Origin of the sequence: Streptomyces sp. NPDC090119 (assembly GCF_044747085.1) — a bacterium.
Taxonomy (GTDB): Bacteria; Actinomycetota; Actinomycetes; order Streptomycetales; family Streptomycetaceae; genus Streptomyces.
The window spans coordinates 12464-34974 of the sequence record NZ_JBIVDK010000009.1; the positions used below are offsets into that span (position 1 = coordinate 12464).

General features: G+C 68.6%; 18 protein-coding genes. 13 read left to right on the forward strand and 5 right to left on the reverse strand.

The genetic code is table 11. The features are described from left to right. The first annotated feature begins 94 nt into the window (after positions 1 to 94). The 10 genes from eccCa to ACIPPM_RS30185 all read left to right on the forward strand — a co-directional run bounded on the left by eccCa (position 95) and on the right by ACIPPM_RS30185 (position 14336). A complete protein-coding gene (eccCa, locus tag ACIPPM_RS30140) occupies positions 95 to 4057 on the forward strand; it encodes a type VII secretion protein EccCa (RefSeq protein WP_401453498.1) in 3963 nt (1320 codons plus the stop codon). Between the two features lie 87 nt (positions 4058 to 4144). Further along, the gene (locus tag ACIPPM_RS30145; protein ID WP_401453500.1) at positions 4145 to 4669 is read left to right on the forward strand and encodes a hypothetical protein; all 525 of its coding nucleotides are present in this window, start codon (positions 4145 to 4147) and stop codon (positions 4667 to 4669) included. Beyond that, positions 4669 to 6231, forward strand: coding sequence for a WXG100 family type VII secretion target (locus tag ACIPPM_RS30150; protein ID WP_401453502.1), 1563 nt, complete (start codon positions 4669 to 4671; stop codon positions 6229 to 6231). Before ACIPPM_RS30145 ends, ACIPPM_RS30150 begins: the two co-directional genes overlap by 1 nt. 26 nt (positions 6232 to 6257) lie before the next feature. Then, positions 6258 to 7577, forward strand: coding sequence for a type VII secretion-associated serine protease mycosin (mycP, locus tag ACIPPM_RS30155; protein WP_401453504.1), 1320 nt, complete (start codon positions 6258 to 6260; stop codon positions 7575 to 7577). A 57-nt stretch (positions 7578 to 7634) separates the two neighbouring features. Next, positions 7635 to 8051, forward strand: a complete 417-nt coding sequence (locus ACIPPM_RS30160; protein WP_401453506.1) for a hypothetical protein — start codon at positions 7635 to 7637, stop codon at positions 8049 to 8051. Between the two features lie 20 nt (positions 8052 to 8071). Then, complete coding sequence (locus tag ACIPPM_RS30165) at positions 8072 to 10342, forward strand: DUF6571 family protein (RefSeq protein WP_401453508.1); 2271 nt, start codon at positions 8072 to 8074, stop codon at positions 10340 to 10342. Between the two features lie 32 nt (positions 10343 to 10374). After that, on the forward strand, positions 10375 to 10965 hold the full coding sequence (locus tag ACIPPM_RS30170) for a hypothetical protein (RefSeq protein WP_401453510.1): 591 nt from the start codon (positions 10375 to 10377) through the stop codon (positions 10963 to 10965). A gap of 11 nt (positions 10966 to 10976) precedes the next feature. Continuing rightward, entirely contained in the window at positions 10977 to 11405 is a 429-nt protein-coding gene (locus ACIPPM_RS30175; RefSeq protein ID WP_401453512.1) for a hypothetical protein, read from the forward strand. A 10-nt stretch (positions 11406 to 11415) separates the two neighbouring features. Beyond that, a complete protein-coding gene (locus tag ACIPPM_RS30180; RefSeq protein WP_401453514.1) occupies positions 11416 to 13668 on the forward strand; it encodes a hypothetical protein in 2253 nt (750 codons plus the stop codon). Between the two features lie 26 nt (positions 13669 to 13694). Further along, positions 13695 to 14336 carry a hypothetical protein gene (locus ACIPPM_RS30185; protein WP_401453516.1) on the forward strand — a complete coding sequence of 214 codons (642 nt, stop codon included), beginning with the start codon at positions 13695 to 13697 and terminating at the stop codon, positions 14334 to 14336. Between the two features lie 95 nt (positions 14337 to 14431). On the opposite strand, the gene ACIPPM_RS30190 is transcribed toward ACIPPM_RS30185, so the two are convergent. Together ACIPPM_RS30190 and ACIPPM_RS30195 are read right to left on the reverse strand one after the other, a co-directional pair. Further along, positions 14432 to 14743 carry a WXG100 family type VII secretion target gene (locus tag ACIPPM_RS30190; RefSeq protein ID WP_401453518.1) on the reverse strand — a complete coding sequence of 104 codons (312 nt, stop codon included), beginning with the start codon at positions 14741 to 14743 and terminating at the stop codon, positions 14432 to 14434. A 35-nt stretch (positions 14744 to 14778) separates the two neighbouring features. Next, entirely contained in the window at positions 14779 to 15117 is a 339-nt protein-coding gene (locus ACIPPM_RS30195; RefSeq protein WP_384363600.1) for a WXG100 family type VII secretion target, read from the reverse strand. A 284-nt stretch (positions 15118 to 15401) separates the two neighbouring features. Between ACIPPM_RS30195 and ACIPPM_RS30200 the strand changes: the two genes are divergently transcribed. Beyond that, a complete protein-coding gene (locus ACIPPM_RS30200) occupies positions 15402 to 15731 on the forward strand; it encodes a DUF397 domain-containing protein (protein WP_401453520.1) in 330 nt (109 codons plus the stop codon). 80 nt (positions 15732 to 15811) lie between these two features. On the opposite strand, the gene ACIPPM_RS30205 is transcribed toward ACIPPM_RS30200, so the two are convergent. From ACIPPM_RS30205 to eccB, 3 genes are read right to left on the reverse strand one after another with little or no spacing between them, the layout of a single operon-like run. Further along, the gene (locus tag ACIPPM_RS30205; RefSeq protein ID WP_401453522.1) at positions 15812 to 17290 is read right to left on the reverse strand and encodes a PQQ-binding-like beta-propeller repeat protein; all 1479 of its coding nucleotides are present in this window, start codon (positions 17288 to 17290) and stop codon (positions 15812 to 15814) included. Next, positions 17287 to 18513 carry a type VII secretion-associated serine protease mycosin gene (gene mycP / locus ACIPPM_RS30210; RefSeq protein ID WP_401453523.1) on the reverse strand — a complete coding sequence of 409 codons (1227 nt, stop codon included), beginning with the start codon at positions 18511 to 18513 and terminating at the stop codon, positions 17287 to 17289. Before mycP (ACIPPM_RS30210) ends, ACIPPM_RS30205 begins: the two co-directional genes overlap by 4 nt. Positions 18514 to 18542: 29 nt before the next feature. Further along, complete coding sequence (gene eccB, locus ACIPPM_RS30215) at positions 18543 to 20066, reverse strand: type VII secretion protein EccB (RefSeq protein WP_401453525.1); 1524 nt, start codon at positions 20064 to 20066, stop codon at positions 18543 to 18545. 185 nt (positions 20067 to 20251) lie between these two features. On the opposite strand from eccB, the gene eccE reads away from it, so the two are divergent. Together eccE and ACIPPM_RS30225 are read left to right on the forward strand one after the other, a co-directional pair. After that, positions 20252 to 21586, forward strand: coding sequence for a type VII secretion protein EccE (eccE, locus tag ACIPPM_RS30220; protein ID WP_401453527.1), 1335 nt, complete (start codon positions 20252 to 20254; stop codon positions 21584 to 21586). Continuing rightward, on the forward strand, positions 21583 to 22377 hold the full coding sequence (locus ACIPPM_RS30225; protein WP_401453529.1) for a hypothetical protein: 795 nt from the start codon (positions 21583 to 21585) through the stop codon (positions 22375 to 22377). Before eccE ends, ACIPPM_RS30225 begins: the two co-directional genes overlap by 4 nt. Positions 22378 to 22511: the final 134 nt, after the last annotated feature.

Consider the following 22511-nt stretch of genomic DNA (forward strand, 5'->3'; position numbering starts at 1 on the left):
GTGACCAGTAGGATCCCCGGCAAGCGGAGGACGACCGTCGCCACGGGGGTGCCGGTGATCAACCGATCGTCCGCGCAGGAGGACTGACGCTCCGGTGAGCCAGCTCGTCATCAAGCGCCCGCCTCGTGCGCTGCCGCCCGAAGTGTCCGCGGACGAGGTCCACTTGGAGGCTCCTCCCGAGCTGCCGCGCGGGCAGCAGGAGGGCATGCTGATGCAGGTCCTGCCGACCCTCGGCATGGGCTCCTCCGTGGTGTTCTACTTCGCATCCCCGAACGCCCATCCGTTCATGCGGATCATGGGTGTGGTCATGCTGATGTCCACGGCCGCGATGGTGGTCTCGCAGATCGTCCGGCACCGTCGCGGTACGCAAGGGCAAATGGCCGACGTTCGCCGTGACTACCTCCGTTACCTGGCCCAGACGCGGCGCACGGTGCGCAAGACCGCCCTGCGCCAGCGGAACGCGCAGCTCTATCTGCACCCCGCTCCGGAGCAGTTGTGGTCGCTGGTCGCCGAGGGCAGCCGGGTGTGGGAACGGCGGGTGGCGGACGAGGACTTCGGGCAGGTGCGGATCGGGCTGGGCCCGCAGCAGCTCGCCACTCCCCTGATGGCGCCGCAGACCGCGCCGGTGGACGAGCTGGAGCCGCTGTGCGCCGGTGCCATGCAGCGCTTCCTGTCGGTGCACGGCCAGTTGGACGGGCTGCCGGTGGCACTGTCGCTGCGCGCCTTCTACCACGTGACGGTCTCCGGCGATCAGGAGCGCGCCCAGTCCGCCGCGCGCGCCCTGGTGGCGCAGGCGACGACCCTGCACTCCCCCGACGACCTGATCGTGGCCGTGGTGGCCTCGCGGGGCGCTGCGGAGCGCTGGGACTGGACGAAGTGGCTGCCGCACTGCCAGTTGCCGGGCCAGTTCGACGGTGCGGGCACCCGCAGGCTGTTCAGCGACGACCTCGGTGAGCTGGAGCAGTTGCTGGCCGGGCGGCTGGCGGAGCGGCCCCGGTTCAGCCGGGGCGGGCAGCCGCTGCTGGACCAGCCGCACATCCTGGTGGTGCTGGACGGCGGCATGGTGCCGCCGTCGTCGGTGTTCGCGGCGGCTGAGGGCCTGCAGGGCGTGACGATCGTGGAGGTCGTCGCGGGCGAGCTGGACACCCCGCGCGGTGACCTCTCCATCGTGGTGCGTCCGGAGCGGCTGCGGCTGGACTCCGGTGGCGACATCGCCTTCGAGGGCACGCCCGACGGGCTGTCGCTGCCCGGCGCCGAGGCGCTGGCCCGCCAGCTCGCCCCCTTGCGGATGGGCGGCGGGGACGACGACGAACCGCTGCTCTCCAACCTCGACTTCACCGACCTGCTCGGTCTCGGGGACGCCGCCTCGGTGGACGTACGGCGCACCTGGCGGCCGCGCTCCATGTCGGAGCGGCTGCGGGTGCCGATCGGTGTCGGCGAGGACGGCCAGCCGGTGATGCTGGACCTGAAGGAGGCCGCGCAGGACGGCATGGGCCCGCACGGCCTGTGCGTGGGCGCGACCGGCTCCGGCAAGTCGGAGCTGCTGCGCACCCTGGTGCTGGGGCTGGCGGTCACCCACTCCTCGGAGACGCTGAACTTCGTCCTCGCGGACTTCAAGGGCGGCGCGACCTTCGCGGGCATGTCCCAGATGCCGCACGTCGCGGCCGTCATCACCAACCTCTCCGACGACCTCACCCTGGTCGACCGCATGGGCGACGCGATCCGGGGTGAACTCCAGCGCCGTCAGGAGCTGCTGCGGGCGGCGGGCAACTACGCCAACATCCACGACTACGAGAAGGCGCGTGCGGCGGGTGCCCCGCTGGAGCCGCTGGCCTCGCTCGTCCTGGTGATCGACGAGTTCAGTGAACTCCTCACCGCCAAGCCCGACTTCATCGACATGTTCATCCAGATCGGCCGGATCGGCCGCTCCCTGGGTGTGCATCTGCTGCTCGCCTCGCAGCGGCTGGAGGAGGGGCGGCTGCGCGGTCTGGACACGTATCTGTCGTACCGGGTCGGTCTGCGGACGTTCTCCGCGGCCGAGTCGCGGGCGGCGCTGGGCGTCCCGGACGCGTATCACCTGCCTTCGGTCCCCGGCTCCGGTTATCTGAAGTTCGGCACGGACGAAATGGTGCGCTTCAAGGCGGCGTACGTCTCGGGCACGTACCGCGCGGGCGGGGCCGAGGTCACGCAGGGCAGCGCGCCCGTCGAGCGCCGTCCGGCGCGGTTCACGGCGCTGCCGGTGCCGATGGCGTACGCGGCGCCCGATCCGGCCGAGGAGCGGAAGCGGGCCGCCCGCGCGGAGGACGACGCGCTGGCGGACACGGTGCTGGACGTGGTCGTGCAGCGGCTGGACGGCCAGGGCGTGCCCGCGCACCAGGTGTGGCTGCCCCCGCTGGAGGAGGCGCCCGCGCTGGACCAGCTGCTGCCCGCGCTGTCGGTGTCGCCCGAGCGGGGTCTGCACGCGCCGGAGTACCCGCGCGCGGGCGCGCTGACCGTGCCGCTGGGCCTGATCGACAAGCCCTTCGAGCAGAAGCGCGAGGTGCTGTACCGGGACTTCTCCGGCGCGGCCGGGCACATGATGGTCGTGGGCGGCCCGCAGTCGGGCAAGTCGACGCTGCTGCGCTCGCTGGTCACGTCGTTCGCCCTGACCCACACCCCGCTGGAGACGCAGTTCTACTGCCTGGACTTCGGCGGCGGGGGCCTGGTCTCGCTGGCGGACCTCCCGCACGTGGGCGGGGTGGCGTCCCGGCTGGACCCGGAGCGGGTGCGGCGTACGGTCGCGGAGGTCGCGGGCATCCTCAACCGGCGTGAGCAGTTCTTCCGCACCAACGGCATCGACTCCGTCGCCACGTACCGCAGGCGCCGCGCCGCGGGCGAGCTGCCGGGCGAGGCGTGGGGGGACGTGTTCCTGGTCATCGACGGCTGGGGCAATTTCAAGACGGAGTACGAGGGCCTGGAGGGTGTCGTCAACGACATCGCGGGCCGGGGTCTCGGCTACGGCGTCCATGTCGTCGTCTCCGCCTCGCGCTACATGGAGGTCCGCGCGGCCCTCAAGGACCAGATCCTGAGCCGGCTCGAGCTGCGGCTCGGTGACCCGATGGACTCCGAGTTCGACCGCAAGGTCGCGGTGAACGTCCCGGCGGGCGTGCCGGGCCGCGGCCAGGTCTCGGAGAAGCTGCACTTCATGACCGCGCTGCCGCGTATCGACGGCTCCTCGTCGGCGGGCGACCTGTCCGAGGCGACGGCCGCGCTGGTCCAGCGGGTCAAGGCGGACTGGCAGGGGCCCGCCGCTCCCACGGTGCGTCTGCTGCCGCGCAAGCTGCCGGCCGACCAGCTGCCCAAGGGCTTCGAGTTCCCGCAGGCGGGCATCGCGATCGGCATCGACGAGGCCAACCTGGAGCCGGTCTTCGTCGACCTGGACACCGACCCGTTCTTCCTGGTCTTCGGTGAGAGCGAGTCCGGCAAGACCAACCTGCTGCGGCTGATCGCCAAGCAGATCGCGGAGCGGTACACCCCGGCCGAGGCCCGCATCGTCGTCGGTGACTACCGGCGCACCATGCTGGAGGCGGTCCCGGAGGAGCACCTCCTCGAGTACGCGCCGATGGCCTCGGCCATGCAGGTCCACATGGACGCGATCCGGCAGTTCATGGAGATGCGGGCGCCGAAGCCGGACATCACCCCGCAGCAGTTGCGTGACCGCAGCTGGTGGAGCGGCCCTCAACTCTTCGTCATCATCGACGACTACGAGCTGGTGGCGACCAACTCCGGCAATCCGCTTGCCCAGTTGGTCGAGCACCTGCCGTTCGCGCGGGACGTCGGCGTGAAGTTCATCATCGCCCGCAGCCAGGCCGGTGCCTCGCGTGCCATGTACGAGTCCTTCATGCAGCGGGTGAAGGAGCTGGGTGCACAGGGCATCGTCCTTTCGGGCGACCCCAGCGAGGGCGACATCCTCGGCACGGTACGGGCGCGTCCCATGCCGCCGGGCCGTGGCGTGTTCGTTTCCCGCAAGCGCGGAACGTCCCTTATTCAGCTGGGGTTGCTTCCGCAACGGCATTAGAGTGACCGATGGAGAACCACACCCGTTCCCACGTTCGAACGAGCGAAGGAACGGGGATGACACGGGGAGAACGGGGAGGCGGCTGAGGTGAGTTCGGACGGGGGCGGCGTGGCCGCGGGTTCGGGCGGCGACGGTACGGGTGGCCGGCAGGTGCCCGACACGGGGACGAGCTTCGACACCCTGGCGGGGGTCAATCCGAACCTGGCGCTGGACATCCAGCACAACGCCATGAAGAGCTTCAAGAAGCGGGTCGACGCGCTGCTCGTCGAGCTCGACAAGTCGGAGGCGGCACCGGACAAGGTCGGCGAGGACCGCCTGCCGCGGGCGCGGCTCGGGACGTCCGCCTTCAAGGAGGCGCAGTTCCTCCACGACTCGTACACCATCGTGCACGACGAGTTGGAGAACCTCTCCAAGGCCCTCAGCGCCCAGATCGAGAGCATGAGCCTCGCGGTCCACGCCTCCCGCGTGGGGTACGCGAACCTCGACGAGGACATCAAGGCGCGGATGCGGGCGGTGAACGCGGAGGCGGAGAAGTACTACGACGCGGAGCGGGACCCGTACGCGCGGCACAAGCGGAATCCCGACGCGCCGAAGGCCAAGGGAGCCCTTTGATGAGTGAGCAGCCGAAACAGCCCGAGCCGAAGCTCAGCCGTACGGACTTCGAGTCCATGACGCACGAGCAGCTTGCGGCCATGCTGGACTCCGCCAACCGGGAGTCCGCGGCCCATATCGCGTCGAAGCTGTCCAACGCCGCCGAGACGATCCATAAGATCGGCGAGGACTTGATGAAGCACGTCAAGAACCTGGAGTGGCAGGGCAAGGCCGGTGATTCCTTCCGCGACTGGGGCGGCCACACCGCGAGCGCCACCCTCCGGCTGAGCACCTACGCGGGCGAGGCGTCCGAGTGGATGAGCAGGGTCTCCGCCGCCATCGCCGACGCGAAGAAGGCCATGCCGGACACGTCGGAGACGGCAAACGCGAAGGCCGTACTGGCCGACGCCCACAAGACGATCGACGCGGCGAAGCAGCCGGGCGCCCGGAACGACCCCGACGCCCGCAAGGCAGCCGCGACAGCCCATTCCGACGCGACCGCCGCCCAGTTCCACATCGACGCGACCCGCCAGGACGCCATCCAGCAGATGCGGAAGCTGGCGGACACGTACGAGCATTCGGCCACACAGATAAACGGCATCACGCCACCTACGTTCGCGCCTGCGGCGGGGCGGACGGGCGACGCCACCTGGTGGGAATGGGAGGTCAAGTACCTGCCGCCATCCGGAGCCGGGGCGACTCGAGCAGCCGGGAGCACCTACTCGGGCACGTCGGTTCATTCAGCCGGATCCGGCACCGGCACCCGGGCCGCCGTGCCGCACCGCTTCTCGGACGAATCCGGCGTCATCGCTACCCCCTCCCGGCCGACGGTCCATGCACCTGCCACAACCGAGCCGGTGTCCCTGGGCATCGACAGCGCGGACACGCTTCCGCGCGTCCCGTCCTCGCCGGTCGCAACACCTCCCGCGGTGCCGGTCGTACCCCCGCGTGAAGCGGCTCAGTTCGGCCTGCCGGTAGGGCTGCCTCCGACGTTCGCCAGTGGCGGCAAGGCCCTAGGATCTCCGCTGCCGACAGGTCTTCCCGGCATCAACAGACTTCCGCAGGTCTCCGGGCCGATCAAGCCGCTCGAAGGCATGCCACGTGTGCCACGGGAGACGGGAATCGTCGGAGGTCGGCAAGTCAGTGCTTCTGGCCGACCGCCGAACGGCATCCCCCGCGGAACCGTCATCGGAAACGAGAACGGGCAGAACCGCACCCCCTTGGGCCGCACCATGTCTCCCGGCGCCGCGGCAGGTGAGGGTGGCCGCCTCGGAGGCGGTCTCGGCTCCGGCCGTCGTCTCGCCTCGGAAACGGGCGGAGTCGTCGGCGGCGCACGCGCCGGACAACCGATGCGCGCGGGCGGTCGCCCCTTCACCACGGGGGGCTCCGGCCTCGTCCGCCCCTCGGCCACCGGCGAGGCGCATGGCGCGCAGGCCGGCCGTACGGGAGCCACCGGCGCCGCCGGCTCTCGCAAGGCACAGGACCAGCAGGACCAGCAGGACCAGCGCCCGGACTACCTCGTGGAAGACGAGGAGACCTGGACCGTGGAGCGACGCCGGTCGCTTCCCCCTGTGGTCGACTAAGCCCGCGCTTCAACCCAGGAAGGCATATGCGTACCAGAGGCAAGCAGCGCCTGCGGCCCCTGTCAGTGTCGTCGGCCACACTCGGCCTGCTTCTGGCGGGATTTTCGGCCCCTCCCGCTCAGGCAGCCCCCATTCCGCAGCAGTGGTTCCTCAACGCCATGCACGCGCCCGAGATCTGGAAGACGAGCACAGGCCGTGGCATCACGGTGGCCGTCATCGACTCGGGTGTCGACCCCTCCATGCCCGACCTCAAGGGGCAGGTCCTGGATGGAGAGGACTTCTCCGGCAATCGCGGCGATGAACACACCGACTCCGCAGGCCACGGAACCTCCATGGCCCTGCTGATCGCGGGCAGCGGTGCCAGCGGCTCCACGAACGGTGGTCGCGGCCTGGCTCCCGGGGCGAAGATCCTTCCCATCCGCATGCTGTATGCCGAGGAGGTGGCTGACCGCTTCGACGCAGGTGTGGAGTACAGCGAAACTCTGACGCAGGCGATCCGTTACGCCGCCGACTCCAAGGCTCAGATCATCAACATGTCCATAGGCAGGGCGAACCAGCCTGGTCTGCATGACGTGGACACCCCAGAGCTTAGAGCCGCTGTCCGGTATGCGCTGTCCAAGGGAAAGCTGCTCTTCGCATCCGCCGGTAATGACGGAGACAAGGGCAATCCCGTCCAGTACCCGAGCGCGACGCCAGGTGTGGTCGCCGTGGGCGCTATCGACAAGCACGCCGAGGTGGCGGACTTCTCGGAGCAGGGCCCTGAAGTGGACGTAACCGCTCCGGGGGTTGAGATGGTCTACCCCTGTAAGGGAGGGGCCGGTGTCTGCGTCGCGAGTGGCACCAGCCACGCCAGTGCGATCGCCTCGGCCTCCGCCGCACTCATATGGTCCGCGCATCCCGACTGGACCAACAACCAGGTCCTGCGGGTCATGTTGGACACGCTGGGCAAGTCCACGGACGGCGCGAACAGGAACGACTCTCTCGGCTACGGCGTCGTCCGCCCCCGCCGCGCGTTCACGCAGACCGTGAACCCCGGCCCCGCGGACGTGTACCCGCTCCCCGACCTGGCCGCGGCGGCAGCCAAGTCGCCCTCCCCCAAGGCGCCGAAGCCCACCGCACCCGCGAAGCACGAGAAGGCGGCGCCGAAGCCGGACGACGGTGGCGGAACCCTTCGCTGGGTCGGCGGAGGGGTGGCAGCCGGGCTGCTGATCGGCGCGGCGGGCATCCTCGCGGTACGCCGCTCCCGCCGCCGCACGGCAGCGGCCCCACCCCCTCCCGCCCATCCCCCGTACGTCCCCGCCCAGGGCCCGCACCACCCGTCGGTGGACTCGGAGCAGCACCCGTGAGCGAGCGAGTCGGGTCGGCTCACTCGCTCGTCTCGTCCGCGGAAAGAGAAGACGCAGATGTCGTTCGATGAGATGTGGGGACAGGCCCGGACCACCGCGGCCACCCGACAGCACAGCAGCATGCGGTTGAACCAGGTCCCCGCCGACCCGGGCGGGGACGCGTCCGGCAAGAAGCTCGTCGCGGACGCGGGCTTCCTCCGCCACCGGGCGACGAAGGCCGACACCGCGCGCACCGACTTCGTGAAGACGGACGACGCGGCGAGCAAGGAGACCGGTCAGGTGGCCGGCAGCCTCAAGGGCTTCAAGTCCGGCCCCGCGTTCACCACGTTCATGACTAGGTGGCGCGGCCAGGTCGACTACGTGGAGAGCCTGCTCAAGAACGACGTCGCAGGCGCACTGCGCACCAGCGCCAACGAGTACGCGGCCCGCGAGCAGCAGGAGAAGGCCCGCCACAGCAGCGAACGACTCAAGTAGCGGGACCGAACGGGGACGACATGTTGGACTACCAGACGCTGCTCCACGCCGACTTCACCGAACTGTCGGAGGCGGTGAACAAGTGGCGCAAACTGCCCGAGGGCTTCAAGAAGGTCCACACCCAGTACGCCAACACGGTGGAGAAGGACCTGGAGGGCTCGGACTGGAAGGGCGAGGGCGCCACGGCCGCACTCGGCAAGGTGCAGTACGTCGGCAAGCAGATAACGGCCGCGGCCGACGAGGCGCAGGACGTCTACAAGCTGCTGGACGACGCCCACGAGATCTTCGCCGCCGCGCAGAAGAAGCTCAAGAACCTGACGCATGACATCGAGAGCGACAAGTACCTCTCGATCAAGCCGTCCGGCGAGGTGTACTTCGACCCTCCCAAGGACACGCCGAACGAGCACCTCGCGGCCCTGAACAAGGGGTACCAGGAATCGATTCAGGCGTATCGCAGCGGCATCCGTTCGGCGCTCGACACCGCCAACGAGGCCGACGAGGCGTTGCACTGGGCCTTGACCCAGGACCAGAACGGCCGCTCCAAGGGCTTCAACCCGAACACGTCCAGCAGTATCGACGCGGCCAAGAAGGGCCGTGCGCAGGCGGACCGGGATCTCAAGGAACTGGAGAAGCTGACCGGCAGGGACAGCAAGCTGGGGCAGGCCTCGGCTCTGGATTCCCTCGACCCGGCCGAGCTCCGACGTATCAACTCCCTTCTCAGCAAGCACGAGGGCGACCCGTACTTCGCGGAGAAGTTCGCCACGCACCTGGGCGGCAAGGGCACGCTCGAACTCTGGACGCGGATCGCGGACCGGGTCCAGACGGGGGACGCCCAGACCAAGGCGTCCGCCGACATCCAGAAGTCCCTGAGCTTCACGCTGGCCACCGCCTCGCACGTCGACAGCCCCGGCATGGACCACTGGAAGCGTGACGTCCTCGCCCAGGGCGGCAAACAGATCGACTACCTGGACATGGCGAGGGGCACGACCCAGAAGGGTCCCTTCGGGTTCCAGGTCATGAGCAGCCTGATGCGCTACGGCACCTACGACCGCGAGTTCCTCAACGACTACGGCCAGAAGCTCATCGGCTTCGAGAAGTCCCACAAGGACGACAAGCCGAACGAGCTGTGGCGGGCCGAGGGGGATCCGTCTCCTTACCTGAATTTCGACTCCAAGAATGATCAGGGGGTCGATCCGATGGCGGGGTACATGGAGGCGCTGGGGCATAATCCGGAAGCCGCGAGGGATCTTTTCTACTCGAAGGACTGGGACGCCAAGACGAAGGTCGATCCCGACCTGGAATACCTGCTCGACAAGCGCGAATGGGTCAACGGAAACCCTTTCGCCAAAGATCAGGCGGGTTACGGTTACGACGAGCTCGGACACGCGCTGGAAGCCGCGACCCTGGGAACGCCCTACGACGCACCGGATGGCAGTCTGCACCGGAACGACAGAGCGGCGAACATCATGGAGCAGGTCGCACACACGGTCGGCGAGACGAGCGACCTGCTCGAGCACAAGCCTGGACTCAGCGACAGCTTGGCCCGAATGGGGGCAGGCTACATGGACGACCTCAACTGGTCCGCAATCGACGAGGGCGGACGCGGAGCCGCCCTCGGTCGCGATCACCTGTTCCACCATGACGGTGTCGGTCATCTCGATCTCCGCAGCACGACCGCGAGCAACTTCATGTACAACGTCGCTCAAGAAGAAGACGGCTACAAAATCCTCTCGTCCGCTCAGCATGCCTTCACATTGGGCGGTCTGGAGGCTTACCGGGACGCGCCGGAAGAAGCCCAAAAGGTCGTCATGAACGGCGGTTACGTCCACGGCATCCTGGACCAGGCGCGCATCTCGGCTGTCGACAAGGAATACAAGGACGCGACCGAAAAGATCAATGACAAGCTCGCCGAATCAGCGGAGTGGAAGAAGTTCGGCATCAGCCAGGGCGTAGGCGTCGCGACTGCCGTTGTCCTGCTCCCCGTAGGAGGGCCCGCCGTGTCAGCGGCCGCGGCGTTCGTGGTGCCCACACTGGTGCAAGGTGCGACCGGTGCCGCACAGACCCAGTGGGGCATCGAGATCGGCAGAGAAGTTAAGGAACAAGAAGCGGATCTGTCCGACAAGAACAGAATGACGTCCCAGCGATTCAGCGACCTTGGCACGCTCCGGGCGACGCAACCCGCGTTGCTCTACATGCGAGAGCACGACGGAAAAGACATGACTGAAGACGTGCTCAACGCATACGACCGCGGGGCGAATGTCCAGAAGCGTACGCACGGAGGCAGCAGTTGAGTCGGCATATTTCGCTCACGCTTGGGGCGGCCTTGGCCGTATTGGTGTGCGCTGGCTGCGGTGGAACGAAACCTCACGGCGAGGCGGCGCTGAAGAGTGCGTGCGAAGGGGTCTTCGACACCAAAACGATCACCGAAGCGCGAAAAGGTGAAAATTTTGACGATCTTCACGTGGCGGACGGGGCAAGATCCCACGCCTCTGCCGTAAAAACCATGCTGGACGAGGATCATGCGGCTTATGCCTGCATCATCGACGACAAGGATTCGTCCAAATCCGACGCCGGGGCACTTTCCATCAAGTTCATTCCAGGGCTAGGCCCCTTGTTTTCTCCGAACGAGACGCAAAGCTACGGCGGGTACAGGGCATCCAAGCTGGACAACGGCATGCAGGCCGGTGCCGAACCTAACACTGTCAGCGTCTACTTTCAGTGCAAAACGAAGGACCGGATGCGCCCGCTTTCTGTCACTGGAACTCTTTACAGTGACGTCTACATGGACTTCGAAGTGCGTTTCCGACCTCTGTTCCGCTCCTCGCTCAAGGTAGCGAAGCTCCTCAAGTGCGAGAACGACATCAAGTTCCCCGATCCCGCGAAAATGAAGTACCTGCCGCTCAAGAAGAACTAGAAGGCCCAGCCATGTCATTCGACGCGATGTGGGGTCAGGCGCGCAGTACTGCCGCGGCCCGGCAGCAGAGCAGTATGCAGCTCAATCATGTGGACCCCGGCATCACCACCGGTGGCGCCTCCGACTACACCGTCACCTCCCCGGACCTGAAGGCGGTCGGGAACGACGCGCAGGAGTTGTACCACCACCTCGAGACCGACGCGTTCCATGCCGGTGCGACGACCGGCACCGCCTCGGACCAACTGATCGACGACGGCTTCAAGACCGGCCTCGCGCTGTCCTCGGCGTGGTCCACCTGGTGTTCGCAGGCCGAGGCGCTGCTCAGCGCCTGTGCGCATATCCACAACCACCTCGAGGACACGGTGTGGACGCACAAGAACCACGAAGAGACCCTCGTGACCAACCTTTCCGTCGAGGCAATCGACAAGCACTTCAAGTAAGGAACTGAGCATGGTCGCGTTCGACGATCTCCTCCATGCCCGCCTGGGCGGCCTGCAGGAATCCGTGAACGACTGGACGGAGACCGTCAAGAAACTGCGGACGCTGCAGGAGAAGGCCGAGAACGGCATGCAGCGCAAGGCGGAGAAGGCGGACTGGAAGGGCCAGAACGCAGGCGTCACCCGCCCCTTCATCAAGAAGACCGCCAAGGAGTTCGGCGACGCCGCGAAGGAAGCGGAGAGCATCCGGAACATCCTTCGGGACGCGCTGGCCGACTTCAAGGCGTCGAAGAAGCGGCTCGGGGAGATCGTCGACGCCGCTCCCGGCAAGGGAATCCGAATCGGCACCGACGGGTCTGTGAGCTATCTGGTCGGCCCCGACCGCCGCGGGAAGGATTACGACGGCCCCGATCCGAAGGAAGCCGACTTCGACAAGGTACGAGCCGACATCAAGGCCGCCCTCGACAAGGCCACCGAGTCGGACGAAGTCGCTTCCCGCGCGTTGGGCGCGCTGGTCGGCAAGGATGAGAACAACTTCTCCGGTACCGACTACCACTCCTTGAAGGACGCGAAGGCGGTCCAGGACGCGCAGGAGTTCGTCGCCCTCTCCAGGAAGGGCGCCCACGCCTCGCCCAGTGAACTCGCCCACGCGAACCAGCTGCTCAGGGAGCACACCGGGGAGAAGCTGTTCGCCGAGAAGGTGGCGACCGGCATGGGTGGCAAGGGCACCATGAGCTACTGGGCCGCGATCGTCGACTCGCACCAGGGCAACATGCCGAAGAAGGAACTCGCCACGCTCAAGGATCTACAGAAGAACCTCGGTCTCACTCTGGCCGAGGCCACCCACACGGACAGTGCGGGGATGCGGAAGTGGAAGAAGGACGTGATCGAGCTCGGTGATCAGCAGTTCATCACCGACCGGACGAAGGACACGACCGGGCCGTTCGGCTTCCAGCTCACGAGCAGCCTCATGCGCCATGGGGAGTTCGACCAGAAGTTCCTGAACGACTATGGCGACAAACTGATCGACTACGAGAAGAACACCAACGCCCCGCAGTTGTGGTCGCACGGCGGCCAGTACTACGACGCACTGAACTTCGGAGCGGGTAAGAACGACAGCGGTAAGGACCCCATGACAGGGTTCCTCGAGGCCCTGGGCCACAACCCGCACGCCTCCACCGAGTTCCTCCACGACAAGGAGCACTTCAACTACCTGACCGGTGTGGAGACCAAGAAGGGCCCAGAACCCAGGATCTGGCCTCAGGACAGCGCGAGTTTCGTTCCGAGCCCGGATCAGAAGCAGCAATTGCCTGGTTTTGTCTCCCTGGGGCACGCCCTGGAATCGGCCACGACCGGCCACAGCTACGAAGTCGGCCCGTCCGCTGCCACCTCGGTTCACTCCGCGGAGCAGGCCGACATCATGAAACGCCTGGTCACCAACGTGTCCAAGCATCCGGATCTGGCACGTGACGGCATGGCGGAGAGCCTCGGGCAGATCTCAGCCGAGTACATGCCGGACATCCACCGTGCCATCGATCCGCACAAGGGCGACATCGATGCGCTGTTCCCGCACAAGGGGTCGGACGCCCATCTCCAAGAGTTCGATGTGACGCGATTCCTGCACACCGTCGGTCAGGACCCTGATGGCTACGCAGCCGTGAACCTCGGGCAACATCAGTACACGGCGAGCATTCTCGAATACCACATGAAACACCCAGATGTTTACGTGAACACTCTCTCGCCGGACCGCCACGAGGCACTCACGCAGACCATCACGTCGATCAGCACAGATGCCGGAGAAATTGAAGGCATCATCGGTTCCGGCCGTGATTACGCCCTGGAACACAAACTGGTCGAGAATGACGGTGATTACAACAAGGCTCTCGGAAAAGCGGGAACCTGGGCAGGAAGCCTGGCCGGGATTGGCATCGGCCTGGGTGCGTCCGCCTTCAGCGGGCCGGGGGGAGCCATTGCGAGTGGTCTGACCGGCACCGCCAGCGGCGAGATCATCAACGGTATCGTGCAGGGCGCCAACCGGGACAGACTCGAGGGTCAGATCTACCGCGATGGTCACCACTGGGAAGTGCTCAAAGAAGACACCGCCCAGACCACGAGGGATTCTCTCGCAGCCACGGCTCTACGGCACGATCCCAGTTTCCGCCTGTACAAGGAGATCTCCGACTCTGCGGTCGATGATGGTTTCCGCGCGGGGCAGAACAACGTACAGAAGTACCTCAAGGGCGAAGTGCAGAGCAGCGGCCAGTAGCACCATCTAGAGGCAGGACCGTTTTCATGCCCAGACAATTCACGACAACTCATCTGGCCGCCTCAGCAGCCCTGGCTCTGGTGATCGGTGGCACCGCAGGCTATCTTCTGGCTCCCGACGGAACCGAGAAGCGGGTCTCAGCAGACAGCACCTGTCCGGATATCAGTACGAGCGACAGCGTCTCAGACGCTTTCAGTCGCCTTGTCGGTTCCGGTGGAGATGTCGGCTCCACCGTGACCGAAAAGGGACAGAGCACTGACACCTACCACTACGGGTGCACCGTTCAGGTCGATGGAGGCGGCAGGATTCTGCTGACTGCCGATCTGGTGAAGAGCGGTTCTGTCAGCGACTGGAAGACCAATCTGGAGAGGAACGGCGACATCGGGAGCAAGAACGACTACAAGTCGTTCGCGCTCGGTAAGACAGGACACGGCGTGGCCTCGTCCTTCTCTGCCGCCATCTACGTACCGTGCAAGCCCGTTGGTTCGAAGCTGTTCGTCGAGCCCAATCTGAGTGTGGAAGTCACGAAGCTCGACAGAGAAGGCGACGCGGACGCCAACCGGTCCGATGCCGCTCAGGTGGCTCGGGCACTTGCCGTTCATGCGCAGTCGGGGGCGCACTGTGAAGATGCGGAGCGTCTGCCCACTGGCCCCATCAAGTGGAGTTGAGGAAGCGGGCGGCACTGAGCCCGCCTCCTTTCGAGTGAAAGCCGAAGGGGCGCCACGCATGAAGCGTGGCGCCCCTCTGGCAGTCCTGGTCGGGCTCAGCCCATCAGCATCCGGAACCGGGCCGCGTTGCCCTGGTCGGTGTCCTGGTAGCCGGTGACGGAGTCGTCGAGGAGGCGGGCGATGCGGGCGAGCTTCTGGGTCATCTGCTCCATCTGCTCGTTGCTGTCGCGCTGGATGTCGGCGTAGGCGGTCTTCGCCTCGCCCTCCCAGGTCTCGGCGACGGCCTTGACCCGGCGCATGAGGGTCTCCAGCTGCTCGGACAGGTTCTTGGCCGTGCTGCGGACGTCACTGGCGGCCTGGGTGACGGTGTCGTAATTGACCGCGGTGCGGTCTCCTGCGTAGCTCATGATGCGTCTCTCCCTCGTGGATGCGGGCCTGAGGATCAGGCGAGGTCCGTGATGCGGCTGGTGACCTGGTAGGAGTTGTCGACCTTGCGGATGTCGGAGATCCGCTCCTGCTCCTGGTCGGTGAATCCGCCGACGCTCGCCCGCATCGCCTCCTCCAGGTCGACGAGGTCGTCCTGGAGCTTCCTGAGGTTCTTGTTCACACCCTGCTGGACGGTGTCGAACTCCTTGCCCGCCGCGCCCTTCCAGCCGGCCTGGATCATGTCGACGACCCGGTTGAGGGACGTCACGCGCTCGCTCACCTGGTGGTGGAAGTCCCGGATGTCGTTCGCGAGTCCGGTGAGCGCATGTGCGCTGAGGTCAACGCCCGAAGCCATACCTGCTTGCCCTCCTCTTGCTGCGACGGTGACCTTCACCACCGCGACGGGTCCGCCGGAACCGAAGTTCCGGCCCTCCTGGCGGGCAAGACCTGCTGCGTGTTCACGCGCCGCGTGATCGCAGCGTCGCACCGCCCCCGTGCGGTACCACAGTCGTGGCACCCGCAGCCACTCTAGTCATTTCGCGTGGCCCTTCCAACTGCAAAGTCAAGATACGGGAGTTCCGGCTACCGGTACCGTGACGGCTACTGTCACCACGGAGCGTTGAAAGGGGTCGCCGCGTCATGACGGAGACGGCTGAGGAGATGAAGGCGCGCAAGGATCGTGAGCGCGACGAGCTGTACGCCCTCGACATCTCCGGCGTCGCGTGGCACTGCGCGCCCGGTGCCGAGGAGCACGAGGAGCGGGTGGAGATCGCCTACCTCCCCGACGGCGCCGTGGCCATGCGGTCCTCGCTCGAACCCGAGACCGTGCTGCGCTACACCGAGGCCGAGTGGCGTGCCTTCGTACTCGGCGCGCGCGACGGGGAGTTCGACCTGAAGCCCACCGAGCGCAACGGGGGGCTCGCGGCCATCGAGGAGGCCGAGCGGGAGCGTGAGGCCGCCCCCGAGTAGGGACGCGCACCACACGGGGATCGGAGGAAGGCGGGCGGGCCCCAGGGGTTCTCCCGCCTTCTCTCGTCATCCCGGTTCCTTCAGTGCTTCGGCCCCACCGACCCGACGCCCAGGACCGAGAGCACCGGGATCTTCGCGTCCTTGTCGTCGCGTTCCATCTCGCGCGGGGCGAAGAAGACATGCCCGTGCGCGTACACGATGTGGGACCGCTCCGGGTCGCTGAGGGGAGGCTCTTCGTCCTCCGGGAGGTGGAAGTAGAGGTACGGGGTCTCCTTGTCCGTACCGGAGTTCCACGCGACCACGGCGGCCGGCCGGATGGTGTCCATGCTGCGGCGGTAGAGGATCAGGTTGTCGCCGTCGGCGCGCAGCGGGACGACGTTCTGGAACGGGCGTCCCTCGAACTTGCCCTTCATGATGCCCTTTTCGACGTCGAAGGCGACGATGCGGTCGGCGGGCTCGTCCTCCCCGAAGCTTTCCTTCGACATGACGTAGAGCCGGTCCCGCCCGACGACCAGGCCGGGGCACTTGTCGAGTACGCCGAAGTACGAGACGGAGGCGCCGCAGAGGGGCTCGTAGCCGCTCATCGAGATGGTGGCGGCCCGGTGGCCGTCGGTGCCGTCGAGGGTGATCAGGTCGGTGACGTCGATGTCCCCGGCCTCCACGGCCAGTACGGGCGGGTCCGCGGAGGGCAGGTAGACCCCCTGGACGCCCTTGGAGACCTGGTAGGTCCAACGGGGCTTCCCGGTGCGGGCGTCCAGCTTCTGCACCCGGTAGGTGGCGTCGCCGGACCGGCCGCACTTGACCAGGGCGAGCAGCGCGCGGCCGCCCGCGTACCCCTGGTCCTGGCAGTCCGCGGCGGTGGAGGCGCCCCACAGCTTCTTGCCGTTCGCCATGTCGTAGGCGGCCGAGCCGTGGCCCCACGCGATGGCGACGACGCCCTTGGTGAGCGCGAGGTTGGTGTTGGTGACGTAGGCGAAGTCGGCGCCGGGGATGGTCCGCTGCCACAGCTTCTTGCCGGTGTCCAGGTCGACCATGACCACCTCGTCGCAGACGGCGTCGTCGCCCGAGCCGCCGCTGTGGTCGGGCTGGACGACGACGGCGGTGCGGTGGTCCGCCGTCATGTCCCGGCTGGTGGCGCAGAGGTGGCCGTCCAGCGTGAGGGACCAGGCCGTCGTGTCGTAGCCGGGTGTGTACTTGTAGCCCTCCAGGCGGTTGCGCACGCCGCGTACGGCGAGTGTGTCGGTGGCCCAGAGGCCGGGGCCGTAGCGGGTGTCCGAGGTGAGTTTCTCCTCGTCGTGCTGGACGCCGAGCTCGCCGTCGAGGGAGGCCGGGGGCTTCTCGTGCGTCTCGCTCACCTCGTCCGGCGCCTGCTTCACCGTCGCCGCGTTCTTCTGGTCGTCGCCGGAGGACGGCCAGAGGGCCACCGCGCCGATCACGAGGGCGCCGGCGACCACGGCCGCGGCCACGCCGCCCAGCAGGCGTCTACGGCGTCTGACCCGGGTCTTGTCCGCGGACTGCGCGGACGCGGTGTAGACGGACGGGGGCGGGCCGAAGCTCACGCTGCGGGGTCCTTTCGGCGGCGGCGCAGGTCGCGCGTGACGATGGCGGTGCCCGCGATGACGGCGACGAGAATGACGCCGATGCCGAGTACGTAGGTGGCGTAGCGCCGGTCGCGCTCCTGGGGGGACTCGGCCAGGGAGAAGGGCGCCACGTCGGGCACGGGGGCCTTGGACAGGCCGGGGTCGGGCGTGGGGCTGGCGGGCGCGGCGGCGAGGTCGGAGTCCTGGACGGCGCGCACGGGGTCGACGACGCCCCAGCCGACGAAGTTGTCGTGGCCGTTGACCGAGCGTTCGGCGGTCTGCTCGATGCGGGTGACGATCTGGGCCGGGCTCCAGTCGCGGTGCTTCTCCTTGAGGAGGGCGGCGACGCCCGCGACGAAGGGCGCCGAGAAGCTGGTGCCGTTGTCGGTGCACTGGCCGCCGCCGGGGACGGTGGACAGGATGTCCACGCCGGGGGCCGCGACGCCGACGAAGGAGCCTGCCTGGGAGAAGGGGGCGCGTTCGTTGTTGCGGTCCGAGGAGGCGACGGCGAGGACGCCGGGGAAGGCGGCCGGGTAGGTGTTCTTGACCTGGCCGTCGAGGCCGTCGTTGCCCGCGGAGGCGACCACCACGGCTCCGCGCGCGATGGCCCGGCGTACGGCTCCGGCGAGGGCGGAGGTGCCGGAGAGCGGTTTGGTGGTGTCCTGCGAGATGTTGATGACACCGGCGCCCTTGGCCACGGCGTGGTCGATCGCCTGGGCCATCGAGTCGGAGTCGCCGCTGCTCTGCGCGTCGTTCTGCCGGATCGGGATGATGGTGGCGTTGGGGGCGATCCCGACGAAGCCGGTGCCCGCGCGGGGGCGGGCCGCGATGATCCCGGCGACCTTGGTGCCGTGGCCCACTTGGTCGTCGGTGGGGTCGGCGCCCTTGCCCTTGGTCAGGAGGTCGCGGCCGAGCGCCTTGTCGACGGCCGGGGTGAGCTGGGGGTTCTTGGTGTCGACGCCGGTGTCGATGACGGCCACCCGGACGCCCTTGCCCTTGTCGGTGCCGCGCCACAGCTCGTCCAGCAGGACGCGTTGGAGGGACCAGGGGGTGCCCTTGACAGTCTTGGCGGGGAAGGTGCATTCGCCGCTGCCGTCCAGGTGGAGGGCGGGTGCGGGTGGGGCGGTGCCGAGGGTGGTCAGCAGTACGGCGGCGGTCAGCAGGGTTGCCTTCGCGGGCAGCACTCCTACGGCGCTCCTCATCGTGTTGTCGTCGCGTGGGACGTGCGCGCTCACGAACCCTGCGGCTGGCGGGCGCCGTTGGTGTCGAGGCGGGGTCCCTTGGCGAGCAGTTCGGACCAGGCGGCGGGCACCTTGGCGGGCCGGACGTTCTCGTAGCCGAGCTTGACCTGGGCCTCGCTGGGCTCGGGGGTGCCGTCGGAGGTCTTCTTGTCCTGGGCGCCGATGTCGGAGGTGCGGCTGTCGCTGTCGCCGTTGTTCTGTACGGCGTAGCGCAGCCCGGTGTCGGTGACCAGGAAGAGTCCGCCCGCGGTGGTCGCGGTGCCCTGGCTCTGGGTGTAGAGCTCGCCGGTGCCGGGGGTGACGTAGGTGCTGGTGCCGTCGGCGGTGATCTCGGCCGGGTAGTCCTTGCCCGCCCAGGTGCTGAGGGTGGTGGTGTTGGCGCCGGAGACCTCGCGGAGCACGCTGCACACGGTGTCGCGGCCGGAGGCGGAGTCGGCGGAGTTGACCTGGTCGGCGCGGTGCTGGGGCCAGTCGGCGGGCTGTCCGGCGAAGGGGGCGGGGTCGGCGGTGAAGTCCTGGAGGCCGACGGTGCGGGCCTCGCCGTTCATGTCCAGCTTGGCGGTCTGGGGCGAGGTGATGAGCAGCCAGGCGGTGAAGTCGCTGATGGGCTGCACCTTGCCGGGCAGCACGACGTAGTGCCGGGTGCCTTCGCCGGTCTCGGTCCGCAGGACCATGCCGACCTTGTTCTCCTCGGGGGCGAGCTGGCCGGGGACCTGAGCGGGGGTGCCGACGTTCGCGGGAAGCTGGGGGAAGCGGATGGGGGCGCCCTGGTGGAGGGTGGCGAGCCATTCCTTGGTGACGAGCTGGGGGCTGCGGCTGCCGACGAGCGCGTTGGTCAGCGGGTCGTTCTCGGTGCCGGTGAGGGCGTACGCGGTGCCGTGGGCGTCGACGAGGTAGCGAGCGCCGGTGCGGGTCTTGACGTAGAGCACGTCGCCGCCGTCGAGGCGGCCCGCGCCCTCCGTCCTGGGGGCGTCCCGCCGGGCGAGGACGAAGGTGGCCTGCTGGACGGTCTCGCCCTTGCCGCCGGGCTGGTCGCACACGGCCCAGCGTTTGGCGGTGCCCGCGTCGTCGGCGGCGGGGAGCCGGTCGGGGGCGTAGGGGATGCCGAGGATGGGGCCGCGCGACAGCTTCCCGGAGTCCAGGATCTTGTCGCTGACCTGGATGACCTGGTAGCCGGCGTCGTTCATCAGCAGGCGGGCGGAGGCGAGGTTGAGCACCGGGTGCAGGCGGGTGGTCTTGCCGGTCTTGAGGACCACGTACCGGGTGGTGGACTGCTTGCCGACGATGACGCGGGTGCCGGGCTTGTCCCAGCCGGAGGGGGCGGTGGGCTGGAACATGCCCCAGGCGCCGAACGCGGCCAGGGTCAGCGCGCCCGCGACCATGGTCGGGACGAGGGCGCGCAGCGGCTTGGGGGCGCCTTCCTCGGACCCGGACGGCGAGGGCTGGAGGAAGGCCGCGAGGGTGCGCCTCTTCGCAAACGTGTAGGCGTTGAGTTCATCCCGCCGTGATGCCATAAGTGCCTGCTTCTCCCCGTTGTCGCAGTGGCGGGCACCGGTCCCGCGCCGCGATGTCAGACCGGCCCTCTACTATGCATGGTGGCCGCCGGTGCTGGTGGAGCGGGTAGGGTACCGGGGCCTTCGAGGGGCCCGAATGGGATGCCGGGACCTGTGAGTTGTGAGTGATACGGGGGGATTCGGTGATGGCTTCCGTTACGCGGTCGCGCTCGCGGGGCCGGGCGCGGGCCGAAGAGCCTCGCGCGCCCGAGCCGGGGCCGGGCGGCGCCTCGGCGGAGTCGCGGACTCCGCCGACTCCCGGCGGGACCCACTTCCGGACGACGGGTGGGCAGGTCGGATCGTTTCGCCTGCAACGGCTCGTGCTGCTCGAGCTGGCCGTCGCCGTCCTGGTCGTCGGCTGGGTGATCTCCCCCTTCGCGCTGGTGCCCGCCGCGCTGGTCGCGGTCGCGCTGGTGCTGCTGGCCGTGGTGCGCCGCCGTGGGCGGACGCTGCCCGAATGGCTCTTCACCGCACGGGCGTTGAGGGCGCGTCAACAGCGCGCCCGGAACACACCCGTCCCGCCGGGCACGGAGCCCGCGCTGGTGCCCGCGCTCGAGTGCGAGCCCGCGCTGCGGACGTACTCGTACGGGGTACGGGACCGGCGGCCGGTCGGGATGGTGGGTGACGGCACGTTCCTCACCGCCGTGCTCCAGGTGGAGGCCGACGCGACGGCGTTGCGCGCGGACCGCGACCGCCAGCCGCTGCCGCTGGCCCTGGTGCGGGACGCGCTGGAGGTCGACGGCATCCGGCTGGAGTCGGCCCAGGTCGTGCTGCACACCCAGCCCGCGCCCGCGCTGCATCTGCCCCAGCAGTCGGTGGCCGTCGCCAACTACCTTCCGCTGCAGGAGCAGACGGGGGCTCCGGCGGTGCGGATCACCTGGATCGCGCTGAAGCTCGACCCCGAGCTGTGCGCGGAGGCGGTGGCCGCGCGCGGGGGCGGGCTCGCGGGGGCGCAGAAGTGCGTGGCGCGGGTCGCGGACCATCTGGCGAGTCGGCTGACGGGCGCGGGCATGCGGGCGACCATCCTCGACGAGGAGGAGCTGATCGGCGCGCTCGCCACCTCGGCCTGCGCCAACCCGCTGGTCACGGCCGAGGCCGGGCGCGGTGAGCGGCGCGAGCGGCGCACCGAGGAGTCGGGGCGGGGCTGGCGCTGTGACAACCGTCGGCACACCACGTACTGGATACGGCGCTGGCCCCGGCTGGGCGGTGAACGGGGCGACACCCTGCCGCAGTTCGTGGCGCTGGTCACGGCGACTCCGGCGCTGGCCACCACCTTCAGTGTCACGCTCGCGCGGGCGGAGCGCCAGGAGGTGTCGCTGACCGGTCATCTGCGGGTGACGGGGCGCAGTGACGAGGAACTCGTGGCCGCGCGCCGCTCGCTGGAGGGCGCGGCCCGGCACGCCGGTGCGGGTCTCGCCCGGCTGGACCGTGAGCAACTGCCGGGCATGCTGGCCACGTTGCCGCTGGGAGGCGCGCGATGACGACCACACGGACGACCGGCGCTCCGGACGCGGAGGCGACGCGGGCGGAGGCGACGCGTGCGGGGTCCGGGCTGCGCCGGGCCGGGGAGCGGCTGCGGCGGGGGTTCGGGCTGATCGGCCCCCGGCACGGCCGCCACCTCCTGCCCGCCGCCGAACTGGACGCGCTGGCACTGCCCATCGGGGACGACGGGGTGGTGGCCGGGGTGGACACCGAGGGGCGCCCGGCGGTGCTGGGCGTCAACCGGCCCACTCCGTACGACGTGGTGCTGATCGGCGAGCTGTGGACGGCCCAGGTGCTGGCGCTGCGCACGGCGGCGACCGGCGCGCGGGTCGCGGTGGAGACCGGCCGCCCGCAGGCGTGGATGCAGATGGTGCATGCCATGGGCGGCGGGCAGAACGGGCTCTCGGTGTACGACGTGGGCCGGGTACCGCCGCAGGGCGCGTCCGCGGGCACGCCGGTGCTGGTGGTGCGGGACTGCGGGATGCGGCCGCCGCGCGGGCGGGTGGCGGCGGGGCCCTGGCAGTCGGTGGTGACGCTGCTGCCGTATCTCTCCCCGGTCGCGCCCCGGTTGCTGCGGCAGGCGCGGCTCACCGGCATCCAGCGGGTCTCGCCGGACGAGGCGGCCGAGCTGGGGCGCACGATGGGGCTGTCGCGGGCCGAGGTCGAGTCGCTGCCGGGGCTGCCCGACGGAGTCACCCTGTGGTGTACCGACCGGGACCGGCAGTACGTGCTGACCCAGCCCACCGACGCCGAGATCGGATTGCTGGGCAACCCGCGCCGGATGGACTGAACCGACCTTTCTCGCCCGCTTTGTTCGCTTTCTGAGCGTTCCGAGGATGAACCGGGCCTGCCGGGGTGGGGCTCGTGGTGATTAGGCTGGGAGCGGGCGCGTTGCCGAAACCTGTGGACGGGCGCCGTCCCTGG

Coding starts and splice junctions, on each gene's coding strand:
- ACIPPM_RS30150 (WP_401453502.1), top strand. CDS start 4,669: ATGAGTGAGCAGCCGAAACAGCCCGAGCCGAAGCTCAGCCGTACGGAC.
- mycP (WP_401453504.1), top strand. CDS start 6,258: ATGCGTACCAGAGGCAAGCAGCGCCTGCGGCCCCTGTCAGTGTCGTCG.
- ACIPPM_RS30160 (WP_401453506.1), top strand. CDS start 7,635: ATGTCGTTCGATGAGATGTGGGGACAGGCCCGGACCACCGCGGCCACC.
- ACIPPM_RS30165 (WP_401453508.1), top strand. CDS start 8,072: ATGTTGGACTACCAGACGCTGCTCCACGCCGACTTCACCGAACTGTCG.
- ACIPPM_RS30175 (WP_401453512.1), top strand. CDS start 10,977: ATGTCATTCGACGCGATGTGGGGTCAGGCGCGCAGTACTGCCGCGGCC.
- ACIPPM_RS30180 (WP_401453514.1), top strand. CDS start 11,416: ATGGTCGCGTTCGACGATCTCCTCCATGCCCGCCTGGGCGGCCTGCAG.
- ACIPPM_RS30185 (WP_401453516.1), top strand. CDS start 13,695: ATGCCCAGACAATTCACGACAACTCATCTGGCCGCCTCAGCAGCCCTG.
- ACIPPM_RS30190 (WP_401453518.1), bottom strand. CDS start 14,743: ATGAGCTACGCAGGAGACCGCACCGCGGTCAATTACGACACCGTCACC.
- ACIPPM_RS30195 (WP_384363600.1), bottom strand. CDS start 15,117: ATGGCTTCGGGCGTTGACCTCAGCGCACATGCGCTCACCGGACTCGCG.
- ACIPPM_RS30200 (WP_401453520.1), top strand. CDS start 15,402: ATGACGGAGACGGCTGAGGAGATGAAGGCGCGCAAGGATCGTGAGCGC.
- mycP (WP_401453523.1), bottom strand. CDS start 18,513: ATGAGGAGCGCCGTAGGAGTGCTGCCCGCGAAGGCAACCCTGCTGACC.
- eccB (WP_401453525.1), bottom strand. CDS start 20,066: ATGGCATCACGGCGGGATGAACTCAACGCCTACACGTTTGCGAAGAGG.
- eccE (WP_401453527.1), top strand. CDS start 20,252: ATGGCTTCCGTTACGCGGTCGCGCTCGCGGGGCCGGGCGCGGGCCGAA.
- ACIPPM_RS30225 (WP_401453529.1), top strand. CDS start 21,583: ATGACGACCACACGGACGACCGGCGCTCCGGACGCGGAGGCGACGCGG.